The organism is Streptomyces albireticuli, from assembly GCF_021228125.1.
GTDB lineage: Bacteria > Actinomycetota > Actinomycetes > Streptomycetales > Streptomycetaceae > Streptomyces > Streptomyces albireticuli.
Window position 1 is genome coordinate 435,729 of record NZ_JAJQQS010000002.1, and the last position, 22,012, is coordinate 457,740.

The 22,012-nt window shown below is 72.8% G+C and carries 18 protein-coding genes; 9 read left to right on the forward strand and 9 right to left on the reverse strand.

The features are described from left to right. Positions 1 to 24: 24 nt before the first annotated feature. From dusB to LUZ64_RS02120, 3 genes are all read left to right on the forward strand, one after another. On the forward strand, positions 25 to 1,176 hold the full coding sequence (gene dusB / locus LUZ64_RS02110; protein ID WP_095578614.1) for a tRNA dihydrouridine synthase DusB: 1,152 nt from the start codon (positions 25 to 27) through the stop codon (positions 1,174 to 1,176). 269 nt (positions 1,177 to 1,445) lie between these two features. Continuing rightward, the gene (gene ppdK, locus LUZ64_RS02115; protein ID WP_232390123.1) at positions 1,446 to 4,280 is read left to right on the forward strand and encodes a pyruvate, phosphate dikinase; all 2,835 of its coding nucleotides are present in this window, start codon (positions 1,446 to 1,448) and stop codon (positions 4,278 to 4,280) included. Between the two features lie 890 nt (positions 4,281 to 5,170). After that, on the forward strand, positions 5,171 to 6,214 hold the full coding sequence (locus tag LUZ64_RS02120) for an ArsR/SmtB family transcription factor (RefSeq protein WP_095578630.1): 1,044 nt from the start codon (positions 5,171 to 5,173) through the stop codon (positions 6,212 to 6,214). On the opposite strand, the gene LUZ64_RS02125 is transcribed toward LUZ64_RS02120, so the two are convergent. From LUZ64_RS02125 to LUZ64_RS02140, 4 genes are all read right to left on the reverse strand, one after another. Next, positions 6,172 to 7,047, reverse strand: coding sequence for a carbohydrate ABC transporter permease (locus LUZ64_RS02125; RefSeq protein ID WP_095578616.1), 876 nt, complete (start codon positions 7,045 to 7,047; stop codon positions 6,172 to 6,174). The genes LUZ64_RS02120 and LUZ64_RS02125 overlap by 43 nt on opposite strands. Positions 7,048 to 7,068: 21 nt before the next feature. Beyond that, positions 7,069 to 8,064, reverse strand: coding sequence for a carbohydrate ABC transporter permease (locus LUZ64_RS02130; RefSeq protein WP_095578617.1), 996 nt, complete (start codon positions 8,062 to 8,064; stop codon positions 7,069 to 7,071). Then, positions 8,061 to 9,326 (reverse strand): ABC transporter substrate-binding protein, encoded by a 1,266-nt coding sequence (locus LUZ64_RS02135; RefSeq protein ID WP_095578618.1) that lies wholly within the window; start codon positions 9,324 to 9,326, stop codon positions 8,061 to 8,063. Before LUZ64_RS02135 ends, LUZ64_RS02130 begins: the two co-directional genes overlap by 4 nt. Positions 9,327 to 9,448: 122 nt before the next feature. Continuing rightward, positions 9,449 to 11,320, reverse strand: coding sequence for an APC family permease (locus LUZ64_RS02140; RefSeq protein ID WP_095578619.1), 1,872 nt, complete (start codon positions 11,318 to 11,320; stop codon positions 9,449 to 9,451). A 243-nt stretch (positions 11,321 to 11,563) separates the two neighbouring features. On the opposite strand from LUZ64_RS02140, the gene LUZ64_RS02145 reads away from it, so the two are divergent. Next, a complete protein-coding gene (locus tag LUZ64_RS02145) occupies positions 11,564 to 12,145 on the forward strand; it encodes a hypothetical protein (protein ID WP_232390122.1) in 582 nt (193 codons plus the stop codon). 134 nt (positions 12,146 to 12,279) lie between these two features. Here the strand turns inward: LUZ64_RS02145 and LUZ64_RS02150 are convergent, their stop codons facing one another. After that, on the reverse strand, positions 12,280 to 13,197 hold the full coding sequence (locus LUZ64_RS02150) for an oxidoreductase (RefSeq protein ID WP_095578620.1): 918 nt from the start codon (positions 13,195 to 13,197) through the stop codon (positions 12,280 to 12,282). A gap of 218 nt (positions 13,198 to 13,415) precedes the next feature. Between LUZ64_RS02150 and LUZ64_RS02155 the strand changes: the two genes are divergently transcribed. Both LUZ64_RS02155 and LUZ64_RS02160 read left to right on the forward strand, forming a co-directional pair. Further along, entirely contained in the window at positions 13,416 to 14,201 is a 786-nt protein-coding gene (locus tag LUZ64_RS02155; protein WP_095578621.1) for a sulfite exporter TauE/SafE family protein, read from the forward strand. Between the two features lie 88 nt (positions 14,202 to 14,289). Next, complete coding sequence (locus LUZ64_RS02160; RefSeq protein WP_232390121.1) at positions 14,290 to 15,234, forward strand: trypsin-like serine peptidase; 945 nt, start codon at positions 14,290 to 14,292, stop codon at positions 15,232 to 15,234. Here the strand turns inward: LUZ64_RS02160 and LUZ64_RS02165 are convergent. From LUZ64_RS02165 to LUZ64_RS02180, 4 genes are all read right to left on the reverse strand, one after another. Then, on the reverse strand, positions 15,145 to 16,182 hold the full coding sequence (locus LUZ64_RS02165; RefSeq protein WP_232390144.1) for a bile acid:sodium symporter family protein: 1,038 nt from the start codon (positions 16,180 to 16,182) through the stop codon (positions 15,145 to 15,147). The genes LUZ64_RS02160 and LUZ64_RS02165 overlap by 90 nt on opposite strands. Before the next feature lie 53 nt (positions 16,183 to 16,235). Then, positions 16,236 to 16,601, reverse strand: coding sequence for a hypothetical protein (locus tag LUZ64_RS02170; RefSeq protein WP_095578622.1), 366 nt, complete (start codon positions 16,599 to 16,601; stop codon positions 16,236 to 16,238). Beyond that, complete coding sequence (locus LUZ64_RS02175; protein ID WP_095578623.1) at positions 16,598 to 17,461, reverse strand: isocitrate lyase/PEP mutase family protein; 864 nt, start codon at positions 17,459 to 17,461, stop codon at positions 16,598 to 16,600. Before LUZ64_RS02175 ends, LUZ64_RS02170 begins: the two co-directional genes overlap by 4 nt. A gap of 403 nt (positions 17,462 to 17,864) precedes the next feature. Further along, positions 17,865 to 18,590, reverse strand: coding sequence for a SanA/YdcF family protein (locus LUZ64_RS02180; protein ID WP_095578624.1), 726 nt, complete (start codon positions 18,588 to 18,590; stop codon positions 17,865 to 17,867). A 141-nt stretch (positions 18,591 to 18,731) separates the two neighbouring features. Between LUZ64_RS02180 and LUZ64_RS02185 the strand changes: the two genes are divergently transcribed. The 3 genes from LUZ64_RS02185 (at position 18,732) to LUZ64_RS02195 (ending at position 22,003) form a co-directional block, all read left to right on the forward strand. Then, the gene (locus LUZ64_RS02185) at positions 18,732 to 20,057 is read left to right on the forward strand and encodes a deoxyguanosinetriphosphate triphosphohydrolase (protein ID WP_095578625.1); all 1,326 of its coding nucleotides are present in this window, start codon (positions 18,732 to 18,734) and stop codon (positions 20,055 to 20,057) included. Between the two features lie 165 nt (positions 20,058 to 20,222). Continuing rightward, positions 20,223 to 21,488, forward strand: a complete 1,266-nt coding sequence (locus tag LUZ64_RS02190; RefSeq protein WP_095578626.1) for an NAD(P)/FAD-dependent oxidoreductase — start codon at positions 20,223 to 20,225, stop codon at positions 21,486 to 21,488. After that, a complete protein-coding gene (locus LUZ64_RS02195) occupies positions 21,485 to 22,003 on the forward strand; it encodes a GNAT family N-acetyltransferase (protein ID WP_095578627.1) in 519 nt (172 codons plus the stop codon). Before LUZ64_RS02190 ends, LUZ64_RS02195 begins: the two co-directional genes overlap by 4 nt. The last annotated feature ends 9 nt before the right edge of the window (positions 22,004 to 22,012 follow it).

Here is a 22,012-nt window from a genome sequence, read left to right on the forward strand (position 1 = left end):
TACCGGTACGGGACAATGGGAGGTATGACCAATGACGCCGCCTCGCCGTACGCGCCGCTCGCCATCGGCCCGCACACCCTGTGGCCGCCGGTGGTGCTGGCCCCCATGGCGGGCATCACCAACGCGCCGTTCCGCACCCTGTGCAGGGAGTTCTCCGGCGGCAAGGGCATCTTCGTCAGCGAGATGATCACCACCCGGGCGCTCGTCGAGCGGGACGCCAAGACGATGCGGCTGATCCACTTCGACGCCTCGGAGAAGCCGCGCTCGATCCAGCTCTACGGGGTGGACCCGGTGACCGTCGGCCGGGCCGTCCGCATGATCGTGGACGAGGACCTGGCCGATCACATCGACCTCAACTTCGGCTGCCCCGTCCCCAAGGTCACCCGCAAGGGCGGCGGCGCCGCGATGCCGTACAAGCGCAACCTCATGCGCGCGATCCTGCGCGAGGCGGTCGGCAACGCCGGCGCCCTGCCGGTCACCATGAAGATGCGCAAGGGCATCGACGACGACCACATGACCTACCTGGAGGCCGGGCGGATCGCGGTCGAGGAGGGCGTCACGGCCATCGCGCTGCACGGCCGTACGGCCGCCCAGCACTACGGCGGCACGGCCGACTGGGACTCCATCGCCCGGCTGAAGGAGTCCGTGCCCGAGATACCGGTTCTCGGGAACGGCGACATCTGGTCGGCGGAGGACGCCGTGCGGATGGTGCGCGAGACGGGCTGCGACGGCGTGGTCGTCGGCCGCGGCTGCCTGGGCCGGCCCTGGCTCTTCGGCGACCTGGTGGCCGCCTTCGAGCACGGCGGCGCCCCCACGGCGCCCACGTTCCGCGAGGTCGCCGCCGTGATGGTGCGCCACGCGCGGCTGCTGGGGGAGTGGCTGGAGAGCGAGGAGCGCGGTGTCATCGACTTCCGCAAGCACGTCGCCTGGTACACCAAGGGCTTCTCGGTCGGCTCGGACATGCGGAAGAAGCTCGCGATCGCCTCATCTCTGGACGAACTGGACGCTCTTCTGAGCGAGCTCGATCTGGACCAGCCGTGGCCCGTCGGCGCGGACGGCCCCCGTGGCCGCACGTCCGGCCGTGACCGGGTGGTCCTTCCGGAGGGCTGGCTGGACGATCCGTACGCCTGTGTGGCCGTGAGCGCGGACGCCGAACTTGACACTTCCGGCGGCTGAGGGCGCGTGATTCTCGCCACCCCTGATCAGGGGTGCGCTCAGATGAGCGGCTGAGACCGGTCTGCATCTTCAGAAGGGTGGCACTCCGTGCCACCCTTCTTGCTTTCATTTCTTGACGACACCCGATGGCGGATGGCGGTTTTTGTCGACGGTGCGTGCTTGCGTGGATGCTCTTTGTCATCCTGGCTTCAGATGTCGAAGAACGGGCTGAAGGCGCCTTTGCCGGAGCGTGACTTTCGATCTGACGGCAGACGGGTGGTTACAGCCCTATGACCGTGGAGTGGACCTCCTCAGAATCCTTCGATCTGGGTACGCTCCCCGCCGTCAGCCCGTTTGAGCACGCCCTCCCCCACCTGAGTACGGGGGGACCCAATGAGGAGTCGAGTCCCGTGCCGGAGACCACAGACCGCCAGAAGTTCGTCTACGACTTCACCGAGGGCAACAAGGACCTGAAGGACCTGCTCGGTGGGAAGGGGGCCAACCTCGCCGAGATGACCAATCTCGGTCTCCCGGTGCCCCCCGGCTTCACCATCACCACCGAGGCCTGCAAGGTCTACCTCGCCAGCGGGAGCGAGCCCACGGCACTCCGTGACGAGGTCACGGCCCACCTCGGTGCCCTCGAGGCACGGATGGGCAAGAAGCTCGGCCAGGCCGACGACCCGCTGCTGGTCTCCGTCCGCTCCGGCGCCAAGTTCTCCATGCCCGGCATGATGGACACCGTCCTGAACATCGGTCTCTCCGACGAGTCCGTCACCGGCCTCGCCGCCCAGGCCGGCGACGAGCGCTTCGCGTGGGACTCCTACCGGCGCCTCATCCAGATGTTCGGCAAGACCGTGCTGGGCGTCGACGGCGAGCTCTTCGAGGACGCGCTGGAGGAGGCCAAGCGGGCCAAGGGCGTCACCACCGACGTCGACCTCGACGCCGCCGACCTGCGCGGTCTCGTGGAGGAGTTCAAGGGCATCGTCTCCAAGGAGACCGGCCGTGACTTCCCGCAGGAGCCCCGCGAGCAGATGGACCTCGCCATAAGGGCCGTCTTCGACTCCTGGAACGGCGAGCGCGCCAAGCTCTACCGCCGCCAGGAGCGCATCCCGGGCGACCTCGGCACGGCCGTCAACATCTGCTCCATGGTCTTCGGCAACCTCGGCCCGGACTCCGGCACCGGCGTCGCCTTCACCCGCGACCCCGCCAGCGGCCACCAGGGCGTCTACGGCGACTACCTCCAGAACGCCCAGGGCGAGGACGTCGTCGCGGGCATCCGCAACACCGTGCCGCTCGCCGACCTGGAGCGGATCGACAAGGCCTCGTACGACCGGCTGATCTCGATCATGGAGACGCTGGAGACGCACTACCGCGACCTGTGCGACATCGAGTTCACCATCGAGCGCGGCAAGCTCTGGATGCTCCAGACCCGCATCGGCAAGCGCACCGCCGGCGCGGCCTTCCGCATCGCCACCCAGCTGGTGGACCAGGGCCTGATCGACGAGGCCGAGGCGCTCCAGCGCGTCACCGGCGGCCAGCTCGCGCAGCTGATGTTCCCGCGCTTCGACGAGAAGGCCAAGACGGACCTGCTGGGCCGCGGCATCGCCGCCTCCCCGGGCGCCGCCGTCGGCAAGGCCGTCTTCGACTCCTACACCGCCGTGAAGTGGTCGCGCTCGGGCGAGAAGGTCATCCTCATCCGCCGCGAGACCAACCCGGACGACCTCAACGGCATGATCGCCGCCGAGGGCATCCTGACCTCGCGCGGCGGCAAGACCTCGCACGCGGCCGTCGTCGCCCGCGGCATGGGCAAGACCTGTGTCTGCGGCGCGGAGGAGCTGGAGGTCGACACCAAGCGCCGCCGCATGACGGCGCCCGGCGGTGTGGTCATCGAGGAGGGCGACGTCGTCTCCATCGACGGCTCCACCGGCAAGGTGTACCTCGGCGAGGTACCGGTCGTACCGTCCCCGGTCGTCGAGTACTTCGAGGGCCGGATGCACGCGGGCGCCGACGACGCCGACGAGCTCGTCCAGGCCGTGCACCGCGTGATGGCCTACGCCGACCGGATGCGCCGGCTGCGGGTGCGGGCCAACGCCGACAACGCCGAGGACGCCTCCCGGGCCCGCCGCTTCGGCGCCCAGGGCATCGGCCTCTGCCGCACCGAGCACATGTTCCTCGGCGAGCGGCGCGAGATGGTCGAGCGGCTCATCCTCGCCGACACCGACGCCGAGCGCGACGAGGCCCTCGGCGCCCTGCTGCCGCTCCAGAAGGCCGACTTCGTCGAGCTCTTCGAGGCCATGGACGGCCTGCCGGTCACGGTGCGCCTGCTCGACCCGCCGCTGCACGAGTTCCTCCCGGACATCACCGAGCTGTCGGTGCGGGTCGCGCTCGCCGAGGCCCGCGAGGACGCCAACGAGAACGACCTGCGCCTCCTCCAGGCCGTGCACAAGCTGCACGAGCAGAACCCGATGCTGGGTCTGCGCGGCGTCCGCCTCGGCCTGGTCATCCCCGGTCTGTTCGCCATGCAGGTGCGGGCGATCGCCGAGGCCGCGGCCGAGCGCAAGAACGCCAAGGGCGACCCGCGCGCCGAGATCATGATCCCGCTGGTGGGCACCGTCCAGGAGCTGGAGATCGTCCGCGAGGAGGCCGACCAGGTCATCGCCGAGGTCGAGGCGGCCACCGGCACCAGCCTCAAGCTGACCATCGGCACGATGATCGAGCTGCCGCGCGCCGCGCTGACGGCGGGTCAGATCGCCGAGGCCGCCCAGTTCTTCTCCTTCGGCACGAACGACCTCACCCAGACCGTGTGGGGCTTCTCCCGCGACGACGTCGAGGCGAGCTTCTTCACCGCGTACCTGGAGAAGGGCATCTTCGGCGTCAGCCCGTTCGAGACCATCGACCGGGACGGCGTGGGCTCGCTCGTCCGCTCGGCCGTCGAGGCCGGCCGGGCCACGCGCCCCGACCTCAAGCTCGGCGTCTGCGGCGAGCACGGCGGCGACCCGGAGTCGGTGCACTTCTTCCACGAGGTGGGCCTGGACTACGTCTCCTGCTCGCCGTTCCGCATCCCGGTCGCCCGCCTGGAGGCGGGGCGCGCGGCGGCGCTGGGCGGAGGTAGTGACAGCAGGTGATCCGGGCGGGGTGGCCTGCGGCCTGCGGGGCGTCTCCTGCGGGCCGTCTGCGGCCTGCGGCGGGAGCTCCCTGCGGTCGCGTCCTCAATCGCCGGACGGGCTGGATGTGCTGCGGGCCGGAGACCACCCGCGGGTGGTCTCCGGCCCGTCAGGCGAGTGAGGGCCGAGTGCGACGCCTGTCAGGGGCGCGGGGCCGACTCGTCCGGCACATGAGGACGGTGTCCACGCGCTGTCAGGGGCCCTCTGTCCGGGCCCGCCTGGGGGCGCGTGTGGTGCTCTCGTCAGGGGCCCGTGAGGGCAAGGCCCGCACGTGAGGCATGCGTACCAGCCCTATCAGGGGCGCGGGGAACCGCGCGACCAGCCCCCACCGGCCTGCGGGTGAGGAGGGGCCTGGATGACCGAGTGGCCGGCTCCATCGAAGGGGCGCGGGGAACCGCGCGAGTGGCCCCGCCGGCCCGCGGTCGGGGAAGGGGCGGGGACGTGTGCCCGGCCCCGACCGGCCCGGGCTCGGGGCAGGAACCCCCGTGCCGTGTCAGGCGGTAACCCGTGCGTAACGCCTGCGCCGTGGGCGTGGCGCGGCCCCGCCGGACGGCGGCACGGCGAAGGGGCGGCGCCCGTGCGGGAGCGCCGCCCCTCTTTACTCCCCCACCGGGAGTTGTTGCCGCCCGCATCGGCTCGGGCGGCAACTCGCATACTCAGCGGCCGCTTTTTCGCCCGCCACCCCCCACGGGAACGAGCGGAGGCGGCCCTGAGTGCGTGAATAGCATTTCGCTTCCGACATGTTCCGCGCGAGTCCTTTCAACTGTGGCCAAAAGGGCGTGGTAACAGCTCGTATCGGTGTGCATACTCAGTGAGCGGGGGGTGGTTGCGATGTCTCATGTGGGGGTTTGGTGCTGCGCGTCCATTTCACGGGACTCGATCTGGCCCGGTTGCGCCTGGCCGGAGACCCGGACGCACTCTGGGAATCCGTATTGAGCCTGCACCGACTCCGGGACAAACAAGGCGAGTCGATCTTCGGTGATTGGCGGTCGGAAACCCGGGCTCGGTTGAATGGTGAAACGCGGCTTCTCGCGCCGCTGGTTCCCTCCCGCGGCTATTTTCCGGACTTCCTCACGCCGCCCGAAGGCGTACTCGGACTCGACTCGGGCATGCAGGCGCTGCGCGAGACGCCCCCGGAGCGGGTCCACCAGGAGCTCGGCCGGCTCTCCACCGTCCGCACCCTCCCGGCTTGGATACGATCCATGGCGGAGGGCGACTCCCGGGCCTTCGCCAAGCTGACCGGCGCGCTCCAGGCGTACCACGAGGCGGCCATCGCGCCCTACTGGTCCCACATCCAGGCCCAGATAGAGGCGGACCGCGCGGTGCGCGGCCGGGCCCTCCTCGACGGCGGCGCCGACGCCCTGCTGTCCTCCCTGCCGCCGATGATGCGCTGGCGGGCACCGGTCCTGGAGGCCGACTACCCCGTCGACCGGGACATCCACCTGGGCGGCCGGGGGCTGCTCCTCGTGCCCTCCTTCTTCTGCCGGCGCACACCGGTCACCTACGTCAACCCCGATCTGGCCCCCGTGCTCGTCTACCCCGCCCGGCACATGGCGGAGTGCGCGCCCGCCGAGGTCGCGGCCCCCCGCTCGCTGGGCAAGCTGGTGGGCCACACCCGCTCGGCCGTCCTCGGCTCGATCGGCGGCGGCTGCACCACCAGCGAGCTCGCCCGCCGCGTCGGGGTGTCCGCCGCCTCCGCCAGCCAGCACGCCGGGGTGCTGCGCGAGGCCGGCCTGGTGCTGACCCTGCGCAACGGCAGCGCCGTGATGCACACCCTCACCCCCCTGGGCGCGGCGCTGCTGCGCGGCGGGCACCGCGGCCCGCAGGGCCGGACCAGGGTGCAGCCCGTGGCTCAGTCGTCGATCCCCGAGCGCTCGACGCCCGCCACGATGTAGCGCTGGAGCAGCAGGAACACCAGGAGCAGCGGGACGATCGAGACGGTCGCCGCCACGAACAGCTCGTGGAGGTTGATCGTCTGCGCGGTGGTGAAGGTCGACAGGGCGACCTGCGCCGTCCATGAGCTCCGGCCCTGGCCGATGACCAGCGGCCACAGGAAGGAGTTCCAGGCGCCGATGAAGACGATCGTGCCGATCGCCGCGAACACCGGCCGGGAGTTGGGCACGACCACCCGCCAGTACGTGCGCCAGTAACCGAGCCCGTCGACCTGGGCGGCGTCCTCCAGCTCGCGCGGGAAGCCCAGGAAGTACTGACGGAAGACGAAGCAGGCGAAGGCGCTGAACAGCGTCGGCACGATCAGCCCGCGCAGGGTCGACACCCAGCCCAGCGAGGAGACGAGCACGAAGGACGGCACGAAGGTGACGGCCGCCGGGACCATCAGGGTGCCCAGGATCGCGTAGAAGACGGCGTTCGCGTGCCGGTAGGGGATACGGGCCAGTCCGTACCCCGCGAGCGAGGCGAGCAGCAGGGTCCCGGCGGTCGTGGCCACCGCGATCAGCGAGGAGTTCAGCAGCGCGTGCGCCATCGGCACGTCCGGGTCGGCGAACAGCTCGCGCACGTTCGACCAGTGGGGGCGGCGAGGGAAGAACGTCCAGTCGGCGGCGGTGATCTCCTCCTCGGAGGCGAGGCCGTTGCGGACGAGGAGGTAGAAGGGGATCAGGAACAGCGCGCCCAGCGCGATCAGCAGCACCAGCCGCAGGGCCCGCCCGGCACGTACGAGGGCGTCGTCGGTCGTCCTGGCCGGGCTGGTCCGTCCGGTCTTCGCGGGCATTCTCACTCCTCTCACTTCTTCTCACTCCTCCTTGCGGCCGAGCCCGGACACCCGGGCCTGAACGACGGTCACCACCGCGATGATCAGCGCCAGGATCACGGCGCCCGCGCTGCCCAGGCCCAGGTCCTGCCCCTGCCCGAGCGCGGTGTAGTAGAGGTAGACCAGCGGCGGCCGGGCGTAAGGCGGGTAACCGCGGCTGTCCGACAGCAGGTTGTAGAACTCGTCGAACGCCTGGAAGGCGCCCACCACCAGCAGCAGCACCACGGCGACCGACGTGGCCCGCAGCGCGGGGAAGGTGATGTGCCGGAACGTCTGCCAGCCGGGCCGGGCGCCGTCGAGCGCCGCCGCCTCGTACAGCCGCACCGGGACGCGCTGGAGCCCGGCCAGGAACAGCACCATGTAGAAGCCGGCCTGGAGCCACAGCCGCACGGTGACGATGACGAGCCAGTACCAGGGCGGATCCGTCGAGGCCAGCCAGGCGACCGGCTCGGCCCCGAACCAGCCGAGCACGGTATTGGCCAGACCGAAGCGCACGCCGTTGAAGACCGACAGCTTCCAGACCATCGCGGCGACGACGTACGAGCAGGCGGCCGGCAGGAAGAAGACGGAGCGGAAGAACGCCTGGGCGAAGCGCAGCCGGTTCACGGCCAGGGCCAGGCCGAGGGAGAGGGCGTAGGTGGCGGGCACGATGAAGGCGGTGAAGACCGCGAAGGTCACCAGCGAGGAACGGAAGGCCGGATCGCCCAGCATCGCCGTGTAGTTGCCGAGCCCGACGAAGTCGGTGGGGGAGACGGTGTTGTGGGCGTCGAAGAGGCTGAGGTACACACTCCAGGCCAGCGGTACGTACGTGAACAGGGCGAGCCCCGCTACGAACGGGCCGACGAACGTCCAGAACCAGAAGGCACGGTTCCGTTGCTTGCCAGGGCGCTTGCCGGGGCGCTTGCCGGGGTGCCTTCCAAGGCGTGCGCCGGGGCGTCGGCCGGGGCTCTTCCGGCGGGTGGTCCCGGGCGCGCTCATGCCCGCTTCCGTACCCGGCGCAGCTCGGCCCCGGCCTTGCGGACGGCCGCCCGCAGCTCGGCCTCGGGGTCGGCGCCGCCCTTGATGACGCGGTTGAGGGCGTCCTGATAGGCGGTCCGGCTCGGCGGCGTCCACAGCAGGGGCTGCGCCGCACCGCCGTGCTCCTTGGTGAACCGCACCACCTCCGCCGCCGGGCCCTGCCCCAGCCGGTCCGCCTTGGCGGCGAGCGAGTTCCGGGCGGGGATGTGGAAGCCGTAGGAGAGCGCGAAGTCCTCCTGGTGGTCCGTGCGGTCGATCCACAGCCACTTCACGAACGCCTTCGCCGCCTCGCGGTGCTCGCTGCGGGCGCTGACGGCGGCGGTCCACGCCCCGACCGGCACGGCGGGCCTGCCGGCCGGCCCGTCCGGCGGGAACGGCAGCACCCCGAAGTCGTCACCGAGTTCCTTCCGGATCCGGGGCAGCGCCCACAGCCCGGACCACTGCATCGCGGTGAGCCCCTGGAGGAACGCGGAGGGGTCGGCCCAGTCCGTGGGGGCGCCCAGCAGCAGCGACTTGTCGGCGTACAGCCGGTGCAGCTTGCCGAGGGTGCGGGCGGCGGCCGGGTCGTCGAAGCCGACCTCGCCGCGGTCGGTGACGAGGGAGAGCCCGGCGGCGTACAAGGGGGTGCCGTCGAGCGCGCTCGCGCCGCCGTCGTTGCCCAGGAAGAGGCCCTTGACCTTGCCCGTCGTGAGCTTCCGGGCGGCGTCGATCAGCTCGTCCAGACTGCCGGGCGGCCGCACCCCGGCGTCCCGGAGCATGCTCTTCCGGTAGTAGAGCAGCTGGGTGTCGACGAGCTGGGGGATGCCCCAGACGCGGCCGTCGTGGGTCTTGGGGGCGAGGACGACCTGGCTGAAGTCGTCCTTGACATCCTCGATCAGGTCGGTGAGATCGACGACCTGGCCGCCCTGGATCTGGTCCAGGGTCGGTCCGCTGACCTCGAAGACGTCCGGACCGGAGGAGGTCAGCAGGGCGGCCGCGGTCTGCTGGTCGTAGTTGCCCGGCCGCCACTCGATCCTGACGTCCGCCTTCTCGTAGGCGGCGGCGTACCGGACCACCGCCTGCCGGGTGCCCGCCTCCCCGTACTGGTGGTACCACTGCGACAGGCGGGGTCCGCTCGAACCCCCGCCGCCGCGCCCGGTGTTCGAGCCGCACGCGGAGCCGAGGGCGCCGGTGAGGGCGAGGCCGGCCCCGCCGGCCATGAGCTGTCTGCGGCTGATCGGCATGTCGGCACTTCCCCTCGCGTCGGGACCGTACGGACCAACGATCAACGATGCGAGGGGATTACGACAGAGGGCTTAGCGCCGTGTGCCGGTCGTAGGGCCGGTGCCCGGCGGCCGGACGGCCGTCAGTCGTGGGCCTCCACGCGGAACCGCAGCCGGCAGATCACCGCGTCGGTGTCCCGGCGCACCGCGTGGGCGACGACCGCGCCGCGCTGGTTCTGGAGCATCCGCTGCCACAGCCGGGCGGGTTCGACCTCCGGGATCAGGACCGTGACCCGGTCGTCCGGGTGCCGGTCCGCGAGCTCGCGCACATACGCGACGATCGGGCGGCCGAGGGCCCGGGTGGCGGCCGGGAGTTCGACGAGCGTGACGCCCGGGTCCCACAGCTCCCAGTCCCGGCGCAGCGACTCGGCGGCCCGCCGGCCCTCGGCGTCGGGCTGTGCGACGGTCACCGCCACCACCTCGTCGCCCAGCGACACGGCGGCGGTCAGCGCCTTGCTGGTCAGCCGGGACAGCGACGAGACGGGCACGACGACCACGGAGCGGCAGCGGCGCGGTGCCTCGGGCACCCGGCCGAGCCCCAGCCGCTCGCCGATCCGCCCGTACGCGCGGTGGACGGCCTCGAAGACGGCCACCAGCAGCGGGAGGGCGAGCACGATCAGCCAGGCGCCCTCGGTGAACTTCGTCGCGGTGACGACGACGGCCGAGACACCCGTGAGGACGGCGCCGAAGCCGTTGAGCAGCGCCCTGCCCCGCCAGCCGGCGGAACGTTCCCGCAGCCAGTGCCGGACCATGCCCACCTGGCAGATGGTGAACCCGACGAACACCCCGATCGCGAACAGCGGCACCAGCGTGTTGACGTCACCGCCGGACAGCACCAGCAGCAGCGCGGAGACGGCGGCGAGGGCGAGCACCCCGTGCCGGTGCACCTGGCGCTCGGCCTTCAGGCCGAAGACGTGCGGCAGGTAGTTGTCCCGGGCGAGCAGGCCCATCAGGACGGGCAGCCCGCCGAAGGAGGTGTTGGCGGCCAGCGCCAGCAGCACGACGGTCGCGAACTGTACGAGGTAGAAGGCCCAGTTGTGGCCGAGCGAGGCGTCCGCGAGCTGGGCCAGGACGGTGACGCCCTCGACGGGCTGGAGGTGGAAGCGGCCGATGAGGACCGAGAGGCCGATGAGCATCACACCGAGCAGGGCGCCGAGCGCGACCTCGGTGCGCTGGGCCCGCCGGGTGGCCGGGGCGCGGAACGACGGCACCGCGTTGGCCACCGCCTCGACGCCGGTCAGCGCGGAGCAGCCGGCCGAGAACGCCTTGAGCAGCAGCAGCGCGCCGACGGTCGTGGCGTTGTCGGACAGCGCCGACGCGTGACCGGCGGCGGCCTCGGTGCTGGCCGGGGCGTCCCGGAACAGCCCCACCACGATCACGGTCAGGATGGAGCCGACGAAGACGGCGGTCGGCACGATGAACGCCTTGGCCGAGTCCACGATGCCGCGCAGGTTCACCGCGGTGACCAGGGCCAGCACGCCCAGGCAGATCCACAGCCGGTCGTCGTAGAGGGAGGGGACGGCGGAGGTCAGGGCGGCGACTCCCGCCGTGACCGACACCGCGACGTTCAGCACGTAGTCCAGCACCAGCGACGCGGCCGTGAAGAGGCTGGTGCGCCGGCCCAGGTGCTTCTTGGCGACCGCGTAGCTGCCGCCGCCGTCCGGGAAGGCCGCGATGACCTGACGGTACGAGGCGACGAGGACGGCCAGCAGCGCGGCGATGGCGAGCGTGACCGGAAGGGTGAATCCGAGGCCGTGCGCGCCCGCCGCGGCCAGCACCAGTACGATCGCCTCGGGCCCGTAGGCCACGGACGCCATCGCGTCCAGCGACAGGGCCGCCAGGCCCTGGGTGGCGGTCAGCCGGTGCCTGTCGTCGGCGGAGTGCCCGGCCCCGGTATCAGGTGGCTCCTCGCCGGTGCCGGTGGGCAGGCCGTCCGTCTTGGCCAGCGTGGACATGTGGTCGTACCTCCGTGATGGTGGGCGCGCCCCGAGCGGCCCGTGGAGCTCAGGTTGCGCCCGCCCGCCGGGCGGGACGGCCGGCCTTTGCGCCGCCTTGGCGCGATTTGGCGGGATCTTCACGCGTTCTTGACGCCGAAGGATGTGCTCCGCGTCAGAACGGCGTCAGAGTTGGGCCCCGTGGCGTCAGATCGGCATCAACATCCGGCGCGCGGCCGCCGTCGCGGTCCTAGCGTCCGGGCCATGGGACGGCGACAGCACCTGCGGGTACGGACACAAGGGCGTGCGGCGTACGGGCGGCCGGGCGCGCCGCCCACGGCCGGGCGGGTGCTCGCCCGGAACCGGGAGTGGCGCGGGGAGGCGCGGGCCGCCTGGCTGTGCGGGCTGGGCCTCACGGGCGTGCTCGTCTCCATCGACCTCGCGAGGGGCTCCCTCGACGGCTGGCGCGGCGGCTTCTGGGCCGGCCTCGGCGCGCTCTTCCTCGCCGTCCTGATGCCGCAGCGGGTCACCGCCGGCGACGGCTGGCTGGCCACGCGCGGCCTGCTGAAGGAGCGGCGCGTACGCACCGACCTGCTCACCCGGGTGCGCCGGTCGGACGGGATCACCCCGCGGCTGGTGCTGCGCGACGTGGGCGGCGGCCGGGTCGAGCTGGACCCGCAGGTGCTGATCGCGAACCCGCTGCTGTGGCACCAGTTGGACGAGGGGGCGCGGCGCGCCCGGCGGAGCGGGCTGCTGCGGGAGGGGGCGCCGGTGCTGGCGGCCGTGGGGGACCGGGTGGACGGGGACGGCGCGCGGGAGCTGCTGGAGAGCGCGGGGCTGGAGTAGGGCGGGGGCGGGAGTTTTCCCCTACCCGCCCCTTCCGCTCCCGGGGCTCCCCGGTCCTCGAACGCCGGACAGGCTGGATCCTGCCGGGACCGGCCCCCCGAAAGGCGGGCCGGGAGCACGGCGCGGCGCGGGCGTCAGAGGTAACCGACCCCCGTCATCCGCTCCGACACCGCCCACAGGCCCGCGCTCGCGCGGTCGTCCCGCGTCCACGGCGCCCGCCACGACCGGGCCGGCGCGCCGCGCCACATCAGCAGCCGGGGGCCGAAGAAGTCGTCCGGGCGGACGTCCGGGGCCGTGGCCGCGTGGAGGACGGGCAGCGCCCCCTCCTCCGCGCTCTGCGCGACCGCGCTGTTGAGGAGCTCCACCGCCCGCTCCGCCAGGGCCCGTTCCTCCATGCGGACGCCCGCGGTCTGGAGGTTCGTCGACGCGTAGCCGGGGTGCGCGGCGGCGGCCACGACCGGTGAGCCCGCGGCGCCGAGCCGGCGCGCCAGCTCGTGGGTGAAGAGCAGGTTCGCGCTCTTGGAGCGGCCGTAGGCGATCCACCGGCGGTAGCGGTGCTCCATGTGGAGGTCGCGCGGGTCGACGGTGCCGAGCACATGCAGTCCGCTGGACAGATTGACGATCCTGGCCCCCCGGCCGGCCTCGCGCAGCCGAGGCAGCAGCAGCCCGGTCAGCGCGAAGTGCCCGAGGTGGTTGGTGCCGAACTGCATCTCGAAGCCGTCGACCGTCTTGCGCTCCGGCAGCGCCATCACCCCGGCGTTGTTGACCAGCAGGTCCACCCGGTCGAGGGAGAGGTCCGCGGCGAAGTCCCGCACGGAGGAGAGGTCCGCCAGGTCCAGCGGGGCGAACAGCACGTCCGCGCCCGGCGCCGCCGCCCGGATCCGCTCCTCGGCGGCCTTGCCCCGGGCGGCGTCCCGGCAGGCCAGCACCACCTTCGCGCCGTGCCGGGCGAGCTCCAGGGCCGTGACGTACCCGATGCCGCTGTTGGCGCCGGTCACCACGGCCGTGCGGCCGCTCTGGTCGGGGATGTCGTTCGCGGTCCAGCCGTTCACGTCCGCCGCGCTCCTCTGCCGTCGGTACGGGTCGTACGCGTCAGTAGCCTGCCGTCACAGCCTAGGCGAACGGCGCCGCGCACGCGCTGTTCCCCACGGCTCGCCCCGGACCCGGTCCGCGCGCGCCGGAGGAGCCGGGGAACGTCCCGTCCGCCACCGCCCGCACCCCAGCGTCCCTCCGTCACACCCCAGTTGGCGGAGCCCGTACGATCCTCACAGTGGTCCACGACATATCGCTGACGACTCTCCTCCTGCTCTGCCTCGCCGCTGCCGCCGCCGGATGGATCGACGCGGTGGTGGGCGGCGGCGGCCTGCTCCAGCTGCCCGCGCTCCTGGTGGCCCTGCCCCATGTGCCGGCCGCCCATGTGCTCGGCACCAACAAGGCCGTCGCCATCTGCGGCACGTCCGCGGCGGCGGTCTCCTACGTCCGCGGCGCGAAGCTGGATCTGCGGACCGCCGTCCGGATCGGCGTCGCCGCGCTCGGCGGCTCGCTGGCGGGCGCCTTCTTCGCGGCGGGCATCGACAGCGCCGTGCTGCGCCCGCTCATCATGGGGGTGCTGCTCGCCGTCCTCGCGTTCCTCCTGCTGCGGCCGTCCTTCGGCACGGCCAAGGGGTCCGCCGCGCCGGTGACCCGCCGCCGGGTGCTGGTGGCGATCCTCGTCGCGGGGCTGGGCATCGGCTTCTACGACGGCCTCATAGGCCCGGGCACGGGCACGTTCCTGGTCATCGCCCTCGCCGGGATCCTCCATATGGACCTGGTCGCGGCCTCCGGCACGGCCAAGATCGTCAATGTCTGCACCAACGTGGGCGCGCTGGTGACGTTCTCCCTGCACGGCTCCGTCCTCTGGCAGGTGGCCGCGCCCATGGCCCTGTGCAACCTCACCGGCGGCGCGTTCGGCGCGCGGATGGCGCTGAAGCGGGGGAGCGGGTTCGTGCGGGGGGTGCTGGTGGTGGTCGTGGTGTCGCTGGTCTGCAAGCTGGGCTATGACCAGTGGGGCGGGTGATCGGGTGACGCTCGTCGGTTGATCGGACCGGCGAGGGTTGGCTCGTGGTGGTTGTGGTTAGCCTGTCGATTACCTTTACCGTTCCGACGTGGTGGGGTTTGACGTGGGTTTTTCCCGGTGGTGGCGGGTCCGGTGGGTCCGGGCCGTGCTCGCGGGGCTGTATGTCGTGACACTGGCCGCCGCGGTGCCGAAGGGCGCCGGCGGGCACGCCCGGGACGGTGACTGGTCCAGCGCGGAGGCCAGGCGCTTCTGGGGCCCGGAGCGGGCGCCGGCCGCGGCGGGGGCCGACGGCGCGGGCGGCGGCGCGGCCGTCCCCGAGGCCCAGCGGATCACCGGCAGCGCACGCCACTTCGAGGGGGTGCCCTCGGTGGGCGTCCTCTTCTACGCCGGTGAGGACATGCGGGACCACCACTGCACGGCCAGCGTCGTGCACAGCCCCAAGGGCAATCTCATCGCGACCGCGGGCCACTGCTCCGTGGGCGAGGACGCCGCCTTCGTGCCGGGCTACCGCGCGGGCGCCGACAGACAGCCCTACGGGGTGTGGCGGGTGGAGCGGGCGTTCACCGACCCGCGGCGCTCCGACACCGGCGAGGGGTCCGACCTGGACTTCGCCTTCGCCACCGTCAAGCCCGACGGCCGGGGCCGCCAGATCGAGCGCGTCACGGGCGCCAACCGGCTGGTCCGTACGCCCGGCTACGACAACCGGGTCACGGTCATCGGCTATCCCGACGCCGACGACGACCCCGCCGACCAGGCCATCCGCTGCACCGCCCTGACCGAGCGGCTGGACGACCGGAAGCAGGAGCGGATGACCTGCGAGGGCTTCCTCTCCGGTACGTCCGGCAGCCCCTGGCTCACCCACTTCGACGAGCGGACGAGAACGGGCGACCTGGTCGGTGTGCTGGGCGGGGTCAACGGCGGCGGCCCCGAGGGCGAGGAGGGCTCACGGATCTCGTACAGCCCGGTCAACGATGACGCGATCTTCCGGCTCTACCTCGACGCCGTCAACGGCCGTGAGCCGCGCCGCGACTGACCACCTGTTGGCGATCACCGCGCACACCATCAGCTGCACCTGGTGGAAGAGCATCAGCGGCAGGATTACCGGTCCGGCCGAGGCGCCGAAGAGCACCGCGGCCATCGGCAGCCCCGTCGCGAGGCTCTTGTTCGAGCCGCAGAAGACCAGGGTGACGCGGTCCTCGCGGCGGAACCCCAGCCGCCGCCCGGCCAGCGCCGTCGTGCACAGGGCCAGCGCCAGCAGCGCCCCCGCCAGGCACAGCAGGGCCAGCAGCCGGAGCGGGGTGAGCTGCCGCCAGACGCCCTCGGCCACGCCCCGGCTGAAGGCGGTGTAGACGACGAGGAGGATGGACAGCCGGTCCAGTCGGCCGAGCACCCCTCGGTGCCTGCCGACGAACCCCCCGATCCAGCGGCGCAGCACCTGCCCGGCGAGGAACGGGGCGAGCAGCTGGGTGGCGATGGTCAGCAGCCCGTCGGCCGAGAAGCTGACGGTGGAGCCGATCAGCCAGGCGGCGAGCAGCGGGGTGGCGGCCATGCCGACCAGGCTGGAGTACGTGCCGGCGCAGATCGCGGCGGGCACGTTCCCCTTGGCCGTGGAGGTGAGGGCGATCGAGGACTGGACGGTCGAGGGGACGACGCACAGGAAGAGCAGGCCGGTCCAGAGCGGGCCGGTGAGCAGGAACGGGACGGTGGCGCGGGCGGCCAGCCCCAGCAGGGGGAAGAGCACGAAGGTGCTCGCCCCCACCGCCAGGTGCAGCCGCCACTGCCGCAGGCCCGCCACCGCCTCGCCGGTGGAGAGCCGGGCGCCGTAGAGGAAGAAGAGCAGGGTGATGGCGACGTCGGCCGCGCCGCCGGCGACGGTGGCGCCCCGGCCGGTCGCGGGCAGCAGCGCGGCCAGGGTGACCGTGCCGAGGAGGGCGGCCACATACGGGTCGACCGCCTTTCCCAGCCGCCTCGGCAGGGTCACCGGGCGGGCCGGGCCGGGGCCCGCTATGCCGTGCCCCGCCACCGCGCGTCGCCTCACTCCTGTCCGCCGTCGTCGGACTCGCGGCTCTGGGCGGGGGAGTTCCCCGTGCCGGTGACGTCCCGGTTGTGGACGTCGATGGCGCCGCCGCCCCCGTCGTGGTCGCTGCCGGCGGTGCCCTTCCCGGCGGCGACCGTGTTGGCCGTGCGGTCGACCTCCAGCCAGGAGTCGGCGCCGGAGTTGTCGACGAAGAGGAAGCCGATACGGCGGGAGTCGGAGCAGTGCGGGGCCTCCGCCTCCGGCCCGTCCGGGTGCGCGCCCGGGTGTCGGCCCGCGCCGGCCGCGGCCGCCTCACCGCCGAGCAGCACGCTCGCGAGGACCGCGCCGGTGAGACCCGCGGCGAACAGGGGGCCACGGATCACGCCGTCACCACCTTTCGTTCCGGGTGGTGCCTGCGGATGTTCTGTTCCAGTAGTTTCGTGGAGCCCGCCACGCCGATGCCACCGGACTTCGCCACGTTCGGAAGGCGGCCGTCCGCTTCTTTGAGATCGGTCAATGCCGAGTCGATCGCGTGGTGCGCCGCGAAAAGACACGGCGTGCTGTAGATGGCGATATCGACGCCCAGTTCGGTGAGCTCCGACAGGGAAAGGCTCGGTGATTTCCCGCCCGCGATCTGGTTGAACAGCAGAGGGGTGTCGCCGATGACCGAACGGACCTTGCGGATCCATTCCACGCTCCGCACCCCGTCGACCAGCACGACATCCGCGCCGCTCGCCGCCAGCGCCGCCGCGCGCCGCAGGATCTCGTCCTCCTCGGTGGCGTCCGTACGCGCCACCACGAGCATGTCCTGCCGGCTGGCCAGCACCAGTTCGAGCTTCCGCAGGTACTCGTCCAGCGGCAGGATCAGCTTGCCGTCCGCGTGCCCGCACCGCCGCGGCCGCTTCTGGTCCTCCAGGACGACGCCGGACGCCCCGGCCCGCTCCAGCCGCCGCACCACATGGTAGGCGACCTCGGGATCGACGTAGCCGTCGTCGATGTCGACCAGCAGATGGTGGGCGGGGAAGGCCGGGCGCAGGCGTTCCACGAAGGCCACCATGTCCGGCCAGGCGATGAAACCGATGTCCGGAAGACCGTAGTGCGAGGCCGCGAATCCGAACCCGGATACGAAGAATCCGTCGTAGTGCCGGGCCGCGATGGAGGCCGAGTACATGTCGTAGATACCGATGAGGGGCGTGGTCCTGGGGGAGCCTACTTCTTCCCGCAGGGCGTTTCCGTGGCGCATCCGTTCTCCTGACGTCCGGAACCCGTATGTTTCTCGACCGTCGTTCGATGCACGAAGGGCAGATAATCCGGCCCCAGGTGACGGCGGACACGTTTTCAGAATCGTCAGAAGTTTGTAAATGGCGCTCCAAGAGAAGCGCCCGGCAAAGAATTATTCGACCGTATATTTATCGGGCCGGACAGGCGTCCGGGCCCACGAGGTCAGGGGCGGGGCGGCGGCCCGGCGTGGGCGGGCCCGCCACGCATCGTGTGCCCGCGCACGACCGGGGCGCCGGACCCGGAAGTACTCACCCCGGACGCGGTTCCGGGCCCAGGATGGCGTAGCCCCGCTCACCCGGAAGCCGTACGGGCCGCTCGGCACCGCACGGGTGCCCCCCCCGCGACCGCCGCCGCGCCCCGGCCCGTCAGCGCGTCCGCGCCGCGTCCTGGAGCGCCTGCTGCACCCCCGGCTCGTGCGGGCCCAGGAACTGCGGCCCGGGCCGGACCAGGGCGTCCAGCGCCGCCTTGCCCGAGGCGAACACCTCCCGCGCGCCGCCCGCGTACCAGGTGACGTCGTGCACCGCGTCCACCCCGACGCCGTGCGCGTCGATGCCCGCCGCCCCGCACAGCGCCAGCGCCCGCCGTATGTGGAACCCCTGACTGACCAGCACCGCCTTCCGCACCCCGAAGATCCGCACCGCCCGGGTGCAGGAATCCCAGGTGTCGAAGCCCGCGAAGTCACTGACGATGCGCCCGTCCGGCACCCCCCGCTCCGTCAGATACGCGCGCATCGCGTCCGGCTCGTCGTACTCCGCGCGGCTGTTGTCGCCCGTGACCAGCACCACCCGGACCTTGCCCGTCCGGTACAGCTCCGCCGCCGCGTCCAGGCGGTGCGCCAGATAGGGGGACGGCCTGCCCTCCCACAGCCCGGCGCCGAACACCATCGCGACCGGCGCCTCCGGCACGCTGCGCACGTCCCGCACCCGCGGCTCCGCCGCCGCGTACACCCAGGTGACGGGCAGCAGCGCCAGCACACAGCCCGCCACCACCGCCCACACCGCACGCCGCCGGCCCCGCCGCGTCCTCGGCAGCCGCAGCCCGGATCTCCCGGCCTTCCCGGCCGCTCCGGCCCTGCCCGCCATGCCACCCATGTCGTTTGACCTCCCCGTTACCTTCGATCAAACGCCGCAGGTCACCGCCCGGTTCCCGGTCCCGGCCGACGACGGCCGGAAAGTCCGTCACCACTCCCCACGCCGTCGCTCCTGTCACACCCTGCGGTTACCTTCGGAGGTATGAACGGCTCAGCACGGACCGCCCCGGAACAGCCCGGCCTCGCCGGATACGACGCCTCGGACCTGGAGCGCTGGGCGCCCGAGCCCGACAAACGCCCCGGGCGCACCGCCTTCCAGCGCGACCGGGCACGCGTCCTGCACTCCGCCGCGCTGCGCCGCCTCGCGGGCAAGACCCAGGTCGTCACCCCCGGCGTCAGCGACCAGGCGTGGGACGCCAGCCCCCGCACCCGGCTCACCCATTCCCTGGAGTGCGCCCAGGTCGGCCGGGAGCTCGGCGCCGCGCTCGGCTGCGACCCCGACCTCGTCGAGGTCGCCTGCCTCGCCCACGACCTCGGCCACCCGCCCTTCGGCCACAACGGCGAACACGCGCTCGACGAAGTCGCCCGGGCCTGCGGCGGGTTCGAGGGCAACGCCCAGTCCCTCCGCCTCCTCGCCCGCCTCGAACCCAAGCGCTTCGTGACCCGCCCCGGCGGCACCGAGCTCGTCAGCGTCGGCCTCAACCTCACCCGGGCCGCCCTCGACGCCGCCACCAAGTACCCCTGGCCGCGCGGCGGCCACCCCACCGACCCCACCTCCCCGAAGTTCGGCGTCTACGAGGACGACCTCCCCGTCTTCACCTGGTTCCGGCAAGGCGCCCCCGAGGGCAGGCGCGCCTTCGAGGCCCAGGTGATGGACTGGGCCGACGACGTCGCCTACTCCGTGCACGACGTCGAGGACGGCCTGCACGCCGGCCACCTCGACCCGAACTGCCTCCTCGCCGAGCCCGAGCGGCGCGAGGTCTTCGCCGTCGCCGCCCGCCGCTACGCCCCCGGCGCCGGGCCCGAGGAGCTCGCCGAGGCCCTCGACCGCCTCCTCGAACAGGAGTGGTGGCCGCACGGCTACGACGGCTCGGCCGTCGCCCAGGCCCGCCTCAAGGACGCCACCAGCCAGCTCATCGGCCGCTTCTGCCTCGCCGCCGAGAGCGCCACCCGCGCCGCCTACGGCCCTGGCCGGCTCACCCGCTACCGCGCCGAGCTCGTCGTCCCCCGCGCCACCCGGCTGGAGTGCGCCGTCCTCAAGGCCGTCGCCGACCGCTACGTCATCCAGCGCGAGGACCAGGAGAAGCTCCGCGCCGATCAGCGCGTCGTCATCGCCGAGCTCGCCGAGGCCCTCCTCGCCGGCGCCCCCGACGGCCTCGACCCCCAGTTCCGCTCCCTCTTCGCCGCGGCCGACGACGACGCCGGCCGGCTGCGCGCCGTCGTCGACCAGATCGCCGCGCTGACCGATGTGTCCGCCCGCTCCCTGCGCGCCCGGCTCACCCGGCGGCGGTCCGTGGCAAAAGGGTGACCGAATGTCCACAGAATACGGGTGGTTCCCCCGCACCATGCGGGTACTGACCCGTCCGGGACAGTCCCTCTTCCGGCCGTCGGCTCCGTGCGGGACCCTCTGCACGGGCGGTTCCGACCGGGGGCGGTAGCGCAGACGCACTGCGTGGCAGCGAGGAGGCAGCAAGTGGTCGACGCACACCAGACGTTCGTCATCGTCGGAGGGGGCCTGGCCGGGGCGAAGGCCGCGGAGACCCTCCGCTCGGAGGGCTTCACCGGCCGGGTGATCCTCATCTGCGACGAACGTGACCACCCCTACGAGCGGCCGCCGCTCTCCAAGGGGTACCTCATCGGCAAGGACGACCGCGAGAGCGTCTTCGTCCACGAGCCGGCCTGGTACGCGCGCGCCGACATCGAGCTGCACCTCGGCCAGCCCGCCGTCCACCTCGACCGCGAGGCCAAATCCGTCCGCCTCGGCGACGGCACCCGGGTCCACTACGACCGGCTGCTGCTGGCCACCGGCTCCGAACCGCGCCGCCTCGACATCCCCGGCACCGGGCTGGCCGGCGTCCACCACCTGCGCCGCCTCGCCCACGCCGAGCGGCTGCGCGGCGTCCTCGCCTCCCTCGGCCGGGACAACGGCCACCTCGTCATCGCCGGCGCCGGCTGGATCGGCCTGGAGGTCGCCGCCGCCGCCCGGGGCTACGGCGCCGAGGTGACCGTAGTGGAGGCCGAGCCCACCCCGCTGCACACCGTCCTCGGCCCCGAGCTCGGCCAGCTCTTCACCGACCTGCACGCCGAGCACGGCGTCCGCTTCCACTTCGGCGCCCGCCTCACCGAGATCACCGGACACGACGGCATGGTCCTGGCCGCCCGGACCGACGACGGCGAGGAGCACCCCGCCCACGACGTCCTCGCCGCCATCGGCGCCGCGCCCCGCACCGCCCTCGCCGAAGCCGCCGGCCTCGCCCTGGTCGACCGCGCCGACGGCGGCGGCATCGCCGTCGACGCCTCCCTGCGCACCTCCGACCCCGACATCTACGCCGCGGGCGACGTCGCCGCCGCCGAGCACCCCTGGCTCGGCACCCGGCTGCGCGTCGAGCACTGGGCCAACGCCCTCAACAGCGGACCGGCCGCCGCCCGCGCCATGCTCGGCCAGGAGGTCTCCTACGACCGGGTCCCGTACTTCTTCTCCGACCAGTACGACGTCGGCCTGGAGTACTCCGGCTGGGCGCCCCCCGGCTCGTACGACCAGGTCGTCTGCCGCGGCGACGTCGGCAAGCGGGAATTCGTCGCCTTCTGGCTCTCCGAGGGGCGCCTCCTCGCCGGCATGAACGTGAATGTGTGGGATGTCACCGACCCCCTCCAGAAGCTCATCCGCTCCGGCACCCGGCTGGACCCCGAAGCCCTCGCGGACCCCGGCGTCCCGCTCGACTCCCTGATCGCCCCGTGAGGCCCCCGCGCACCGCCCTGGTGCCCGCCACGGAGGTCTTCGCCCTGCGCCACGCGGTGCTGCGCCCCGGCCGGCCCGCCGCCTCGGCCGCCTTCGCCGAGGACGCGGCGCCCGGCACCTTCCACGTCGCCGCCTACGACGCCGACGACACCGAAGGGAAGGCGATACGGGCCTGCGTCACCTTCCTCCCCGAGCCGCTGCCGGGCACCGGGGAGGACGCGTACCGCTTCCGCGGCATGGCGAGCGACCCCGCCGTGCGCGGCCTCGGATACGGCACGGCCGTCCTGCGGGCGGGCCTCGCCGAGGCCGCCGCCCGCGGCGCGGGCCTGGTGTGGTGCAACGGCCGCACCTCCGCCCGCGGCTTCTACGAGCACCACGGCTTCACCGCCCGGGGCGAGGAGTTCACCGTCGAGGGCATCGGCCCGCACCTCGTCTTCACGATCAAGCTCTCCGGAGGGGGGCCCGGGGACGGCTCCGGGGGCGGGGCGGCCGGAGGTGTCGGTGCCCGGCCGTAGAATTCACTC

Excerpts from the sequence above, each read along its gene's own strand:
- dusB (WP_095578614.1), top strand. The coding sequence starts at position 25 with ATGACCAATGACGCCGCCTCGCCGTACGCGCCGCTCGCCATCGGCCCG.
- ppdK (WP_232390123.1), top strand. The coding sequence starts at position 1,446 with ATGACCGTGGAGTGGACCTCCTCAGAATCCTTCGATCTGGGTACGCTC.
- LUZ64_RS02125 (WP_095578616.1), bottom strand. The coding sequence starts at position 7,047 with ATGCCCGCGAAGACCGGACGGACCAGCCCGGCCAGGACGACCGACGAC.
- LUZ64_RS02130 (WP_095578617.1), bottom strand. The coding sequence starts at position 8,064 with ATGAGCGCGCCCGGGACCACCCGCCGGAAGAGCCCCGGCCGACGCCCC.
- LUZ64_RS02135 (WP_095578618.1), bottom strand. The coding sequence starts at position 9,326 with ATGCCGATCAGCCGCAGACAGCTCATGGCCGGCGGGGCCGGCCTCGCC.
- LUZ64_RS02140 (WP_095578619.1), bottom strand. The coding sequence starts at position 11,320 with ATGTCCACGCTGGCCAAGACGGACGGCCTGCCCACCGGCACCGGCGAG.
- LUZ64_RS02145 (WP_232390122.1), top strand. The coding sequence starts at position 11,564 with ATGGGACGGCGACAGCACCTGCGGGTACGGACACAAGGGCGTGCGGCG.
- LUZ64_RS02175 (WP_095578623.1), bottom strand. The coding sequence starts at position 17,461 with ATGCGCCACGGAAACGCCCTGCGGGAAGAAGTAGGCTCCCCCAGGACC.
- LUZ64_RS02180 (WP_095578624.1), bottom strand. The coding sequence starts at position 18,590 with ATGGGTGGCATGGCGGGCAGGGCCGGAGCGGCCGGGAAGGCCGGGAGA.
- LUZ64_RS02185 (WP_095578625.1), top strand. The coding sequence starts at position 18,732 with ATGAACGGCTCAGCACGGACCGCCCCGGAACAGCCCGGCCTCGCCGGA.